Genomic DNA, 13,320 nt, shown 5'->3' with positions numbered 1-13,320 from the left:
AACATGAAAGCCTTGTGACGCCCGTAATGCGCGGGGCGGCGGCACGGTGCGCGCACGCCCCGGAAATCTGCCCTGTCCACTGTACCGGTGGACGGCGTGTTGCGGGAGTATAGTTGTCGATCGATGGCCGATTCCTGCCGCCCTGCTGGGCCGAAGCGCGGCCAGCGCCCTCGGCTACGCCTTCTCTGCCACGATCAGGTGCAGCGACAACCCCTTGCTCACCTCGCGCAGGTCGGCCCGGCGCACGACAAAGCCCGCCTCGGAAAGGCGGGCCGTCAGCGCGGCCCGGTCGAAACCAAGCCAGCGGTCACCATAGTCGGTGCGCATGCGTTCGTTGTCGTGGTGGTCGAAATCGCTGAGGAACAGCAGCCCGCCGGTGCGCAGGGTGCGGCCAATCTCGCGCAGGGCCGCAACCGGTTCCGACAGGTGATGCAGCACCATGTTGATGGAGGCAAAGTCCGCCTCGCCGTCGCGCAGGGGCAGATGGTCCAGTTCGCCGATGCGCAGGGATACGCGCGCCCCGGCGTCGGCCAGACGGCGACGGGCCATTTCCAGCATGCGCGGCGAACCGTCCACGCCGATGACATCTTGCGCGCGGGGCAACATGCGTTCCAGCACGGTGCCCGTGCCGCAGCCCAGGTCCACGGCCACGCGGCAGGCAGGCGCGCCATCCACGCCGGGGGCAGGCATGGCCTCCGCCACGGCGCCCGCCAGGTCGAAGCCGCCCAGCACCTCGCGGTTCAGCTCGTCCCAGTCCTCGGCAATGGCGTTGAAGAACTGGCGGGTCTTCAGCGCCCGTTCCTCGATGATCTTCTCGGCCATGGCCATGTCGCCCTGCAGGGTCATGTCCTCTGCGATGAACGGGGCCACCGCGTCCAGAAAGTCGCGGCCCTCGCCCTCCGCCGGGGCGGCGTAGAACACCCACAGCCCGTCGCGGCGCGAAACCAGCAGCCCCGCCCCGGTCAGTATCTTGAGATGGCGCGACACCCGCGACTGCCCCATCTCGAGGATGGAAACCAGTTCGTTCACGTTCAGCTCGTGCTTGTTCAGCACGTGCATGAGCCGCATTCGGGTGTCGTCGGATAGGGCCTTGAAGTAGTCGAGAGCTGCCGACATGGGGATTCCCGCGCAAGTTTTCTTGTAGCATGGCGCATGGTTATTCACGCGCCGGGCACCGTTTCCGGATGCCTTGATATCCATACATCAAGAAAACTTGATTTGCAAGTATCCGCTCTGGCGCATACAGCGCGCGCCCACCCGCATTTTCATTGCCGGGGCATCACCACGGGATTACAAAATGAAATATCTCCGTTGCAAAAGGTAATCCCGCACCCCCTTCCTCCGCACCTTCCCCACTCGTGCTCCGCTACACAGCCCACTGTTTCCGCTGCGTTTCCCTCTCCTCACCTCCCTTGGCACGCCGCATGCTCTACCGGTGATGTCCGGCACCCGCCGGACCGGGTCCGCCTTCTACCGCTGCCACATGCAGAAGCGGCACCCGCGCACCTCCACCCGCGCCCTGCCGGGCGCGCCGGAGCGCACCATGGAACTGTACGACGCCATCGGCATCGCCTTTGCGGCGGGCCTGTTCGTCTATCTGGTTTATGCGTTGTTTCGACCCGACAAATTTTAGCGGAATCCCCCCCGGACCGGCTCCCCATCCCTGTCGGCCCCGCCCCATACCGGAGACCATCATGACCCCGCGCGACTATCTGCAACTGGCCCTGTTCCTCGGCATACTGGCCGCCGTTTCGCCCCCGCTGGGCCGCTACATCCACCGCGTGCTGGAAGGCGGCCGCACCTGGCTGCACCCCCTGCTCGGCCCCGTGGAGCGTCTGATCTACGCGGCGGCGGGCGTGGACCCCACCCGCGACCACACCTGGCAGCGCTACGCCGCCTGCGTGCTGGGCTTCACCGTGGCAGGCTTCTGCCTGACCTTCGGCGTGCTGCTGTTCCAGGACGTGCTGCCGCTGAACCCGCAAGGCTTCCCGGCCCCGTCCTGGGATCTCGCCCTGAACACCGCCGTCAGCTTCGTCACCAACACCAACTGGCAGGCCTACGGCGGTGAAGCGACCATGAGCCACCTTTCGCAGATGGTGGCGCTGACCTACCAGAACTTCATCTCCGCCGCCGTGGGCATTGCCGTATGCATGGCCGTGGTGCGCGGCGTGGCCAGGGCCGAGGCTCAGGGGCTCGGCAACTTCTGGACGGATCTCGTGCGCACCAACCTGTACGTGCTGCTGCCGCTCTGCGTGGTGGGCGCGCTGGTGCTGGTGAGCCAGGGCATGGTGCAGACCTTCGCCGCCTCGTTCACTGCCCTCACGCAGGAAGGCGCCACCCAGACCATTGCCGTGGGGCCGGTGGCCTCGCAGGTGATCATCAAGATGCTGGGCACCAACGGCGGCGGGTTCTTCAACGCCAACGCGGCACATCCCTTCGAGAACCCCACGGCCGTTTCGAACTTCATCCAGATGCTGGCCATCTTCCTGCTGCCCAGCGCGCTGGTGTTCACCCTGGGGACCGCCGTGCGCCGCCCCCGCCATGCCTGGACGGTGTGGGGCGTGATGGCCGGGGTGTTCCTGGCGGGCACCCTGCTCACCGCCCACTTTGAATACCGGGGCACCCCGGCCATGGCGCAGGCCGTAGCCGCGACCACCGGTTCGCCCGCCGTTTCCGCGCCGACTCTCGCCGCGCCCCCTGTCCCGAACATGGAAGGCAAGGAAGTGCGCTTCGGCGTGTTCGCCTCTTCCCTGTTCGCCACCATCACCACCGACGCCTCGTGCGGGGCGGTGAACGCCATGCACGACAGCCTGACACCCGTCGGCGGGCTGGTGACCCTGGTGAACATGCAGCTTGGCGAAATCATCTTCGGCGGTGTGGGGTCCGGGCTGTACGGCATGGTGCTGTTCATCATCCTTACCGTGTTCCTGGCCGGGCTGATGGTGGGCCGCACGCCGGATTACCTCGGCAAGCGCATCGAGGGGCGCGAGGTCACCTGGTCCGTGGCGGCGCTGCTGCTGCCCGCCATGCCCCTGCTGGGCTTCACCGCCCTGTCCGCCGTGGGCTGGGGGCCGGAAGCCCTGGCCAACGCGGGCGCGCACGGTTTCTCGGAACTGCTCTACGCCTACACGTCCGCCTCGCAGAACAACGGCAGCGCCTTCGGCGGCCTGACGGTGAACAGCCCGGTATTCAACCTGACCACAGCGGCGGCCATGCTCATCGGGCGTTTTGGCGTCATGCTGCCCATGCTGGTGGTGGCCGGTTCGCTGGCCGCGCGCAGGCCGCGCCCCATCACCGACGCCTCGTTTCCCGTGGAGGGCGGCACCTTCGCCCTGCTGCTGACCTCCGTCATCCTCATCGTGGGCGCGCTGACCTACCTGCCTGCCCTCTCGCTGGGCCCCATCGTGGAACACCTGCAAATGCTCGAAGGGCTGCTGTTCTAGCCCACCCCATAGGTACACCGTCATGAAACGCAATCGCACGCAATCGCACGCCCCCTCCATGTACCGCCGCGCCACGGCGGACGCCTTCCGCAAGCTGGCCCCGCGCCTTCTCGCCAGAAACCCCGTCATGTTCGTGGTGGGCGCGGGCAGCCTGCTGACCACCGTTGCCTTCCTGCACGATCTCGTCCTGCACGGCTGGTCCGCCCGCGCGGCCTTCGGCGGCCAGATCAGCCTGTGGCTGTGGGCCACGGTGCTGTTCGCCAACTTCGCCGAAGCCCTGGCCGAAGGGCGCGGCAAGGCCCAGGCCGACACCCTGCGCAACGCGCGGCGTGACACCCCGGCCTTTCGCCTGCGCGACGGCGGGACCACCGAAGAGGTGTCCGCCTCGGCCCTTGTCCCCGCCGACCTGGTGGTGGTGGAAGCGGGGCAGGTGATACCCGCCGACGGCACCGTGGTGGAAGGTGCCGCCGCCGTGGACGAATCGGCCATCACCGGCGAATCGGCCCCGGTGGTGCGCGAGTCCGGCGGCGACCGCAGCGCGGTCACCGGCGGCACCACGGTGCTCTCGGACCGGCTGGTGATCCGCGTGACGCAGGAGCCGGGCAAGTCGTTCCTGGACCGGATGATCGCCCTGGTGGAAGGCGCGGAACGCCAGAAAACCCCCAACGAGATCGCCCTGAACATCCTGCTGGCCGGGCTGACCATCGTCTTCCTGCTGGCGGTGGTCACCCTGAAACCCTTCGCGCTGTTCCACGGGGTGAACGTAGGCGTGGTGGTGCTGATAGCCTTGCTGGTCTGCCTGATTCCCACCACCATCGGCGGGCTGCTGGCGGCCATCGGCATTGCGGGCATGGACCGCCTGCTGCGCCGCAACGTGCTGGCCATGTCGGGCCGCGCGGTGGAGGCGGCGGGCGACGTGGATGTGCTGCTGCTGGACAAAACCGGCACCATCACCTTGGGCAACCGCATGGCCGCCGACTTCATGCCCCTGCCGGGCGTGGAGCGCGCGGCGATGGTCCGCGCGGCGATGCAGGCATCCTCGGGCGACGAAACCCCGGAAGGCCGGTCCATCGTCGACCTCGCCCGCGCGCAAGGCGGCGAGGCCACCCTGCCCGCATCGCCCGGCGAAGTGCAACGCATCCCCTTCACCGCGCAAACCCGCATGAGCGGCATCGACCTGCCGGGCGAACAACTGCGCAAGGGCGCCACCGACGCCGTGCTGGCCTGGGCCGACAGTCTCGGGTTGCCCGGCATTGCCGAACGCCGCGCCGAGGCCCAGCGCCTGGCCGACGTCATCGCCACCGATGGCGGCACCCCGCTGGTGGTGGCCTCCACCAAGATGGGCGTGCTGGGCGTCATCCACCTGAAGGACGTGGTGAAGCCGGGCATGCGCGACCGCTTCGAGCGCATCCGGGCCATGGGCATCCGCACGGTGATGATCACCGGCGACAACCGCCTGACGGCCAAGGCCATCGCCGCCGAGGCGGGCGTGGACGACTTTCTGGCCGAAGCCAAACCCGAGGACAAGCTGCACCTCATCGTGGACCTGCAAAAGGGGGGGCGGCTGGTGGCCATGTCCGGCGACGGCACCAACGACGCCCCCGCGCTGGCCCAGTCGGACGTGGGGCTGGTGATGAATACCGGCACCCAGGCCGCGCGCGAGGCGGGCAACATGATCGACCTCGACTCCGACCCCACCAAGCTCATCGAAATCGTGGAGATCGGCAAGCAACTGCTGATCACCCGAGGGGCGCTGACCACCTTCAGCGTGGCCAACGACGTGGCCAAGTACTTCGCCATCATCCCCGCCATCTTCGTGGCCTCGCTGCCCCAACTCGGCGCGCTGGACGTGATGGGCCTGACCAGCCCGGAAAGCGCGGTGCTTTCCGCCGTCATCTTCAACGCGCTGATCATCGTGGCGCTGATCCCCCTGGCCCTGCGCGGCGTGCGCTACCGCCCGCGCTCCACGGCCCATGCCCTGCGCACCAACCTGCTGGTGTACGGCCTTGGCGGGCTGATCGCCCCGTTCATTGGCATCAAGTGCATCGATCTGCTCATCACCGCCCTTGGGCTGGTGTAAAGGAGTGTCCATTATGATCGCTCTCGCCAGACAATCCCTGGTCGTCACCCTGCTGCTTGCGGCCGTGCTGTGCGGCGCGTACCCTGTGCTCGTGACCGGCGCGGCGCAGGCCCTCATGCCCCACAAGGCCAACGGATCGCCCGTGCTGGTCGACGGGCGGGTAACGGGGTCGGAACTGATCGGCCAACTGTTCTCCGAGACCGGGTATTTCCATGCCCGCCTTTCCGCCGCCGGAGAAAACGGCTATGACGCCTCGGCCTCCAGCGGGTCCAACCTTGGCCCCACCAGCCGGAAACTGGCCGACCGGATGCAGGCGGACGCCACCGCCCTGCGCGCGGAAAACCCCGCGTGGAAGGCTTCCATTCCGGTCGACATGGTCACCGCCTCGGGCAGCGGCCTTGACCCGCACGTGAGCCCCGAGGGCGCGCGCATGCAGGTGGCCCGGGTGGCCGCCGCGCGCGGGCTGCCCACGGAGAAGGTGGCCGAACTGGTGAACTCCCACGTGGAAGGGCCTGAACTGGGCCTGTTCGGCGAACCGCGCGTCAACGTGCTGCGCCTGAATCTGGCGCTGGACGCTCTGGCGGGTGGACGCGCAGAAGGCAACTAGGACGTGTACGGGCAGTTGGAGGGTACATGGAAGGTTTCGCGGAACTGCTAGCCCGCAAACGTCAGGGATCGCTGAAGGTCTACCTTGGCTATGCGGCGGGCGTGGGCAAGACCTACGCCATGCTCCAGGAAGGCCACCGGCTGCGGCAGGCCGGGTTCGACGTGGCCATTGGCTACGTCGAACCTCACCGCCGCCCGGAAACCGCCACCCTCATGGACGGGCTGGAGATGGTGTCCCCCCGCATGTGCCGGGTGGGCGATGCCCAGTTTCCCGAAGTGGACGTGCCCGCCGTGCTGGCCCGCCGCCCGCAGGTGGCGCTGGTGGACGAACTGGCCCACACCAACGCGGCGGGTTCGCCCAACCCCAAGCGCTACCGCGACGTGCTGGACATCATGGAGGCAGGCATCAACGTCATCACCACGCTCAACGTGCAGCACCTGGAATCGGTGGCCGAACGGGTGGAGACGGTGACCGGCATCCCGGTGCGCGAACGGCTGCCCGACGCGGTGCTGCACCGCGCCGACCAGGTGGTGAACGTGGACGTGACCAAGGAGGAACTGCGCGAACGGCTGCGCCTGGGCAAGATATACGGGCCGGAACAGGCCGAACGGGCGCTGGTGGGCTTCTTCACCTACCAGAACCTCTCGCTGTTGCGCGAACTGTGCCTGCGCGAGGCGTCGGGCGACCAGGTGCGCAAGATCACCGAGCAGGGCCTCTTGTCGCGCGAGGCGGCGGGAGACGCCGTGGAGGCGGTCATGGTGGCCCTGAGTTCCGACCCCACCGACGCGGAAACCCTGATCCGCCGGGGCATGCGCATGGCCAGCCAGTTCGGTTCGCCGTGCTATGTGGTGTACGTGCGCCGCCCCAGCGAAACCCCCGTCCGCATCGACGCGGGGTTGCAACGGGTGCTGCAGAACAACCTGCGCCTGGCCGCACTGCTGGGGGCGGAGGTGGTGCAACTGGAAGGCCACGACGTGCCCGAGGCGCTGGTGAACTTTGCCAGCGAGCGCAACGTGCGCCATGCGGTGTTCGGCAAATCGCGCCTGTCGCCCCTGCGCGAGCGGCTGCGCGGCTCGTTCATCCTCGACTTTCTGCACGAGGCGGTGGGAGTGGACGTGCACATCGTCAACACCACCCCCAGGGAGGCTGCATGAGCGCCAGCCCGTATGCGTCCTTTACGGAGGGGCCTCTTGCGAGTGGGCATGATCCGGATGATTCCGGCGGGGACCTTCCCGGCAGGTACAGCCCCGGCGCGGGGCACGATCCGGCCCCCCCTGCCGCCCACGCGGGGCCGCACGCCACCCTGCCCACGCTGCAAAAGCGCATCCGGCGGGACTTCCTGCGGTTGGTGGGGCTGTTCGGGGTGCTGGGCATCGTGCTGGTGGGCGCTGTCTTCGCCGCCGGGCGCATGCCCAACCTGCTGGTACGCATGAACTACGATTCCATCGCCTGGGTGCGCGAAATGGAAACGGCCATGAACGGCCTGCGCTTTCCCGCCCAGTACCCGGAGCGGGACGACGCGGGCTGGGCCGCTGCCTTCGGGGCCGCGCTGGACAAGGCGGAGCGCAACATCACCGAACCCGATGAACCGCAGGCGCTGGCGGACATCCGCGCCGCCTGGGTGGACTTCCGCCGGGCGGCCACGGGGGGGGCGTCCCCATCCCTCGCCACCGATGCGCCCAATGTCGTTCCCCCTCCCGATACCATCGACGCCGCCTATGCACGGCTGCGCGCCGCCCTTGCCGCGCTGGTGGAGGTGAACGAGCGCGGCATGTTCCGGCGGCTGGACCGCAACGCCCTGCTGCGCGACGCCACCGTGCTGGGCGCGGCGGCGCTGTTTCTGGCGGGCACGCTGTGGGCGGTGCTGCTGGCGGACAGTATTGCGGGCCGCGTCTCGCACCCGCTGCGCCGGGCGGCGGAAGTGTTCAAGGAACGCCCCCGCCTTGGCGCGCCGCTGCACCTGCCGCCGCCCCAGACGCTGGAGGTGCGCGTGCTGTTCGACGAACTGGTACGCCTGTGGGGGCGCCTGAGCGAACTGGACGCCCTGAACGTGGGCAGCCTGACAGCGGAGAAACGCAAGCTGGAGGTCATCCTGGAATCGGCGGACGACGCCATCCTGGTGCTGGACGGCACAGGCACGGTGGCCCACGTCAGCGAACGGATGCTGCCGCTCATCGGCCTTGCGCGCGAACAGGTGCTGGGCATGCCCTGGGCCGATCTTTCCACCGCCGCGCCCAACTACCTGGCCCTGCGCGGGGCGCTGGACGCCAGCCTGCACGGCAAACGCGACGTGACCCTGACCGAAGGCGGCGAGGAACGGGTGTTCGTGGCCCGGCGGCGGGACCTGGTGGGCGGCGACGCCCACGGGCCGGCAGAGGCTGGCGGGGACGGGCGGACGCCTGGCCCTCGCCCCCAGTCAGCCCAATCCGCCCAATTCGCCCAATCCGCCCAATCCGCCTCGTTCACGCCGACCGCGTCCCCCTCTTCCCCCGCTTCAGTCGTCGGGCAGGTGTTCCTGCTGGGCGACGTCACCGAAGCCCGCAGGCGCGAAGGGCTACGCTCGGAAATGATGGACTGGGTCTCGCACGAACTGAAGACCCCCATGCAGTCGCTGTGCCTTGCGGCGGACCTGCTGGACCGGCGCAAGGACAATCTGGACGCCGAGGGACGGCTGCTGGTGGAAACGGTGCGCGAGGACGCCGCCCGCCTGCGCACCCTGGCCCAGCAGTTCATGGACATCGCCCGCATGACGCCATCCGCCCTGCAACTGGCGCGGGACGAGGCGGACCTGCCCGCCCTGCTTGACCGCTGGCTGACGCCCTTCGTGCTGCTGGCCCGCGAAACCGGCGTGCGCCTGGCCGTGGATGTCCGCGAGGCCCCCGTGAACGTGCGGCTGGATGCGGAGCGCTTCGCCTGGGTGGTGTCCAACCTGGTGGCCAACGCCCTGCGCGCCAGCCCCACGGACGGCGAAGTGCGGGTACGGGTAACCGAGCATCAGGGCCGCGCGGTCATCGAGGTGGAGGACGAGGGCGCGGGCCTGCCGGAAGCCGTGCAGGCGCGCCTGTTCCAGCCCTTCGCGCACGGCCCGGCTGCGGGCGCGCGCGGCGGCCTGTATGGCCTTGGCCTTGCCATCACCCGCTCCATCGTGGATGCCCACGGCGGGCACATTGCCTATGAACGGCGCGAGGAACGCGGCTCGCGCTTCACCGTGACCCTGCCCCTGCCACCCCGAAATGATCGGATGCCCGGCCAGACGGATGGCCAGACGGACAGCGCGCCCGGCAAGCCGTCCGACGAGCGGTCCCGCGACCCGGCAACGGCGGACGATTCCGCTCTGGACATCGGCTGATGCCGGGAACACCGACCACCACAAGCCGCCAGCCATACCCCACAATTCCATGAAGGACGCCATGCCCTCCACACCGCAACCACATGCCGCGCCTGCCTCCGCCTCCATCAACGAACACGCCCGCATCCCGCTGGACGTGCTGGTGGTGGACGACGACCCCGGCATCCTGACCACCCTGCGTCTGGCCCTGGCCGCCACCGGATGCCCGGTGCGCACGGCCACTGGCGCGGAAGAGGCACTGACCCTGCTGTCCGAACGGGCCGCCGACCTCGTGCTGACCGACGTACGCATGGAAGGGGCTTCCGGCATCGACCTTGTGCGCGAGGCCCGGGCACTGGTCCCGGACGCCCTGTGCGTGGTCATGACCGCCTTCGCCTCGTTCGAGAACGCCGTGGCCGCCATCAAGGCCGGGGCCTTTGACTACCTGCCCAAGCCCTTTTCGGTGGAACAACTGGAGCATCTGGTGGGCAAGGTGGCCACGGTGGTGGCCCTGCGCCGCGAAAACGCCCGATTGCGGGCGGCGGGCGCAATGGGCGCGGCGGGCGCGGGCGGCGACTGGTTCGCGGGGCTTACCGCCCCGGCCACGCTGGCCTTGCAGGCGCTGGTGGAGCGCATCGCCCCCAGCGAGGCCACGGTGCTGCTTACCGGAGAGACGGGCACCGGCAAGACCGCGCTGGCCCGGGCCATCCATACCCGCTCCGCCCGGTCTGGCCGTCCCTTCGTGGAGGTGACCTGCACCGCGCTGGCGGAATCGCTGTTCGAATCGGAGGTGTTCGGCCACGTGCGCGGGGCGTTCACCGGCGCGGTGCGCGACCACGCAGGCAAGTTCGAGCTGGCCGAGGGCGGCACGCTGTTCCTGGACGAAGTGGGCGAACTGTCGCCCGCATCGCAGGCCAAGCTGCTGCGCTTTCTGGAGGACCGGGTCATCGAACGGGTGGGCGGCACCCGTCCCCTACGGCTGGACGTGCGCATCATCGCCGCCACCAACCGCGAGCTTGCCCGGCTGTGCCGCGAAGGCGCGTTCCGCGAAGACCTGTACTACCGGCTGAACGTGTTCGAGTGTGTGGTGCCCCCCCTGCGTGACCGGCCCGACGACATTGCGCCGCTGGCGGCAAAGCTGTTCCGCGCGGCGTCGGTGCGGCTGGGGGTGGAGACGGGCGTGGGGCCAGATGCCGAAGGGCATCCCGGCACACCTGCCATGGGCGAAGGTCCCGGCCCCCTGCCGCAGGCGGTGCTGCACGCCCTGCTGGCCCACCGCTGGCCGGGCAACGTGCGCGAACTGCGCAACGCCATGGAACGCATGGCCCTGCTGGCCGCCGGACGGCAGCCGGGGCTGGCCGACCTGCCCGACGCAGTGCGCGCCGCCGCAGGGCTACCCCCGCTGGGCGCAGGCGGCCTGCCGCAGCGCGACGACGGGGACGACGCGCGCCTGCCCACCCTGCGCGAACTGGAAGAGGCGCACATCCGCCGGGTGCTGGCCACGGAACGCAACATGGAGCGCGCCGCCGCCATTCTGGGCATCACCACCGTGACCCTGTGGCGCAAGCGCAAGGAACTGGGGCTGGAATAAGCGCGGCCCTGCTCTGGAAGCTAATGGCGTCTTTTCGCTCGCTTCGTCCGATCCCGCCGGTTGCATCGGACGAAACGGCAACCTGAACCAAGGGTTGCTGAAAAACCTGTTTCGGGGCGCCTCTTACGGTCAACGACGGCAACTGCCATACGAATCTTCGAGCATTGCACCCGCCAATACAAATAAAAGTTTTGGGGGGAGGGGGCCGGGGGAGGAGACCCTTTTCCAAAAGGGTCCCTCCCCCGCAACGGTGTGGCTTTTCAACAGCCTCTACCTGGCCAATCGCAACAACCGCTCCGCCACCACCGCCGGGGCCACGTGGCGGCGCATGGATTCCGTGGCGCGCAGTTCGCCGCGCAGGGTCATGGGTTCGCTGGCGTGGGCGCTGGTCAGTTGTGCCTCGCAGGCGTCGCGCAGCAGGGCGAACGACGCCTCCACCTCGGGGTAGTGGTTGTCCTCGCGCCAGGGCAGGCGCAGCGTGGTTTCCGCCTCGCGCCCCGCGTGCGAGGGGGCATCCAGCACGTACACACCCTTGGGGGCCTCGCCCGCGCGCTCGCTTTCGCCGGGGTAGCAGTGGGGCCGCCACGAATCGGGCGGCTCGGGGATGGTGGACTGCACCCGCACCGGGGGCACGGCCAGCGCCTTTTCGTGCGGTTCAAGGGACACGGTGTAGCGCAGCACGGGGCGCAGGTTGCCGCGCTGCTTGTCGATGCGCCATTCGATGCGCATGGTCAGGCTCCTTCATGCAGGGTCAGCACCTCGCCAAAGGGCGGGGCGTCGTCGGGCGTGGTGGACCGGGTGGACGCCCACAGCACCGGGTACGGCGGCGGCGCGGGAAAACGGTTGCATTCAAGGTCGGTCAGGCAGATCAGGCAGGCCGGGTGCAGGCCGTCGGCATCCACGCGGGCGAAGGCCGGGCGGTAGTCGGTACCGCCGCCCCCGCGCGGGGTCAGGCGCAGGGGCAGGTCCCAGCGGGTCAGGTGCAGCACTTCCTGCACGGCGCAATCGCAGTAGATGACCGTGAGCCGGGTGTCGAAGTCCTGCAATATGGCGGATACCTCGCCGCAGAAGCGAGCCAGCGCGGCATCGTCCACCGAACCGGAGCTGTCGATGACCAGCACCAGCTCCGGCAGGTCCTGCGAGCGCAGCGACGGCAGGTGCAGCCCCATGTGCACGTACCGCCGGTTGGGCGGTGTCCACGAATAGTCGTTGGCCGTGCACTGGCGGATGAACCGGCGCAGCAGGGTCCGCCAGTCCAGCGGCGGGTGCAGGGCCTGCCCGGCCAGCCGTTCCAGCCCGGCGGGCAGGTCGCCCATGAAACGCGCCCCCTGCACCGCCTGCCCGAGGTCGATGCGCAGGTCGCGCTCTGCCCGGCGGCGGGCCGCGTCGGACGCGCCCCCCTGCAACTGGGGATGGTCGCGCACCTCGCCGGAAAAGGACGTTTCCACATTGTCGCGGCCTTCGCCCTCGCCCGTGCGGTCGCCGCCGCGCCCGTCCGCGTCGTTGCCCTCCGGCAGTTCCGGCGGGGCCTGTTCCGGGTCGCTGCGGCGCTGCGTGGCCGGGGCGTCTTCCGGCTGGTCGCCGGACGCGCCGGAGCGCGCCCCGCTGGCCTCGGCCTCGCCCTGGGCCTTGTCGCCCGTGCCGCCGCCCTTCTCTTCTTCCTGCATGCGCGAAAGCACGGCGTAGATGTCTTCCGCCGTGCGGCCCCGGTGCTCCGGCGCATCCAGAAACCCGGCGGGCAGGGTGAAGCCCGCGTCCAGCAATATGCCGTTCACCGCGTAGTCGCAGGCGCGGTTCCACAGGCCCTCGTCGCGTCCGTGGCGGCGAACGTGATGGCCGCAGACCACATGCAGCACCTCGTGCGCCTGCATGGCCGTGACCATGGCGTCCGGCAGGGCGGCCACCCGGCGCGGGTTGAAGCCCAGGGTCACGCCGTCGGTCCACAGGCCGTCGCAGGCCGGGTCCGCCTTCAGGTGCAACCGCAGGGCCAACGAGCCAAAGAAGGGATGGTCCAGCACCAGCGCGGCGCGGGCGCGCAGCATGCGCCCGTGGGCCTCGGTTTGCAGCGCCCTTTCGGCGGGGGCGGAAGGGACAGGGGATTCGGGGGCGCCGGGAGCGGACGGATAAGAGGCCACGTCCTCGGCGGCGACGGGCACGACGTCCACACCACCCGCCCCCCCGTCGGGCAATGCGCCCGACACGTCTGCGGGCAACGGCACAACGCCACGCCTGCCGGGCCGGAAGTCGGCAATCTCCGGGTGCACGGCCCCG

The 13,320-nt window shown here is 69.5% G+C and carries 10 protein-coding genes; 7 read left to right on the top strand and 3 right to left on the bottom strand.

Translation table 11 applies throughout. The features are described from left to right. Window positions 1–174: 174 nt before the first annotated feature. Window positions 175–1,116 carry an ArsR/SmtB family transcription factor gene (locus ABWO17_RS06855; protein WP_353116945.1) on the bottom strand — a complete coding sequence of 314 codons (942 nt, stop codon included), beginning with the start codon at window positions 1,114–1,116 and terminating at the stop codon, window positions 175–177. A gap of 322 nt (window positions 1,117–1,438) precedes the next feature. Between ABWO17_RS06855 and kdpF the strand changes: the two genes are divergently transcribed. The 7 genes from kdpF to ABWO17_RS06820 all read left to right on the top strand — a co-directional run bounded on the left by kdpF (window position 1,439) and on the right by ABWO17_RS06820 (window position 11,049). Then, window positions 1,439–1,633 carry a K(+)-transporting ATPase subunit F gene (gene kdpF / locus ABWO17_RS06850; protein ID WP_353116943.1) on the top strand — a complete coding sequence of 65 codons (195 nt, stop codon included), beginning with the start codon at window positions 1,439–1,441 and terminating at the stop codon, window positions 1,631–1,633. A 61-nt stretch (window positions 1,634–1,694) separates the two neighbouring features. Next, on the top strand, window positions 1,695–3,443 hold the full coding sequence (gene kdpA, locus ABWO17_RS06845) for a potassium-transporting ATPase subunit KdpA (RefSeq protein ID WP_353116941.1): 1,749 nt from the start codon (window positions 1,695–1,697) through the stop codon (window positions 3,441–3,443). Between the two features lie 22 nt (window positions 3,444–3,465). Then, window positions 3,466–5,523 (top strand): potassium-transporting ATPase subunit KdpB, encoded by a 2,058-nt coding sequence (gene kdpB, locus ABWO17_RS06840; protein WP_353116939.1) that lies wholly within the window; start codon window positions 3,466–3,468, stop codon window positions 5,521–5,523. Between the two features lie 13 nt (window positions 5,524–5,536). Continuing rightward, entirely contained in the window at window positions 5,537–6,130 is a 594-nt protein-coding gene (gene kdpC / locus ABWO17_RS06835; RefSeq protein ID WP_353116937.1) for a potassium-transporting ATPase subunit KdpC, read from the top strand. Between the two features lie 26 nt (window positions 6,131–6,156). Further along, window positions 6,157–7,284 (top strand): universal stress protein, encoded by a 1,128-nt coding sequence (locus ABWO17_RS06830; protein WP_353116935.1) that lies wholly within the window; start codon window positions 6,157–6,159, stop codon window positions 7,282–7,284. Beyond that, complete coding sequence (locus ABWO17_RS06825; protein WP_353116934.1) at window positions 7,281–9,479, top strand: sensor histidine kinase; 2,199 nt, start codon at window positions 7,281–7,283, stop codon at window positions 9,477–9,479. The genes ABWO17_RS06830 and ABWO17_RS06825 overlap by 4 nt, the downstream gene beginning before the upstream one ends. A gap of 61 nt (window positions 9,480–9,540) precedes the next feature. Then, entirely contained in the window at window positions 9,541–11,049 is a 1,509-nt protein-coding gene (locus ABWO17_RS06820; RefSeq protein WP_353116932.1) for a sigma-54-dependent transcriptional regulator, read from the top strand. 270 nt (window positions 11,050–11,319) lie between these two features. Here ABWO17_RS06820 and ABWO17_RS06815 read toward each other — a convergent pair whose 3' ends face one another. Both ABWO17_RS06815 and ABWO17_RS06810 read right to left on the bottom strand, forming a co-directional pair. Beyond that, window positions 11,320–11,778, bottom strand: a complete 459-nt coding sequence (locus tag ABWO17_RS06815) for a hypothetical protein (protein WP_353116930.1) — start codon at window positions 11,776–11,778, stop codon at window positions 11,320–11,322. Window positions 11,779–11,780: 2 nt separating this feature from the next. Further along, a complete protein-coding gene (locus ABWO17_RS06810) occupies window positions 11,781–13,313 on the bottom strand; it encodes a DUF2201 family putative metallopeptidase (RefSeq protein ID WP_353116928.1) in 1,533 nt (510 codons plus the stop codon). Window positions 13,314–13,320: the final 7 nt, after the last annotated feature.

This window comes from Nitratidesulfovibrio sp. (assembly GCF_040373385.1).
GTDB lineage: Bacteria > Desulfobacterota > Desulfovibrionia > Desulfovibrionales > Desulfovibrionaceae > Cupidesulfovibrio.
The sequence above is the reverse complement of the archived record's forward strand: the minus strand, read 5'-3'. Positions and strand labels throughout refer to the sequence as shown.

Coding starts and splice junctions, on each gene's coding strand:
- ABWO17_RS06855 (WP_353116945.1), bottom strand. CDS start 1,116: ATGTCGGCAGCTCTCGACTACTTCAAGGCCCTATCCGACGACACCCGA.
- kdpF (WP_353116943.1), top strand. CDS start 1,439: ATGTCCGGCACCCGCCGGACCGGGTCCGCCTTCTACCGCTGCCACATG.
- kdpA (WP_353116941.1), top strand. CDS start 1,695: ATGACCCCGCGCGACTATCTGCAACTGGCCCTGTTCCTCGGCATACTG.
- kdpB (WP_353116939.1), top strand. CDS start 3,466: ATGAAACGCAATCGCACGCAATCGCACGCCCCCTCCATGTACCGCCGC.
- kdpC (WP_353116937.1), top strand. CDS start 5,537: ATGATCGCTCTCGCCAGACAATCCCTGGTCGTCACCCTGCTGCTTGCG.
- ABWO17_RS06830 (WP_353116935.1), top strand. CDS start 6,157: ATGGAAGGTTTCGCGGAACTGCTAGCCCGCAAACGTCAGGGATCGCTG.
- ABWO17_RS06825 (WP_353116934.1), top strand. CDS start 7,281: ATGAGCGCCAGCCCGTATGCGTCCTTTACGGAGGGGCCTCTTGCGAGT.
- ABWO17_RS06820 (WP_353116932.1), top strand. CDS start 9,541: ATGCCCTCCACACCGCAACCACATGCCGCGCCTGCCTCCGCCTCCATC.
- ABWO17_RS06815 (WP_353116930.1), bottom strand. CDS start 11,778: ATGCGCATCGAATGGCGCATCGACAAGCAGCGCGGCAACCTGCGCCCC.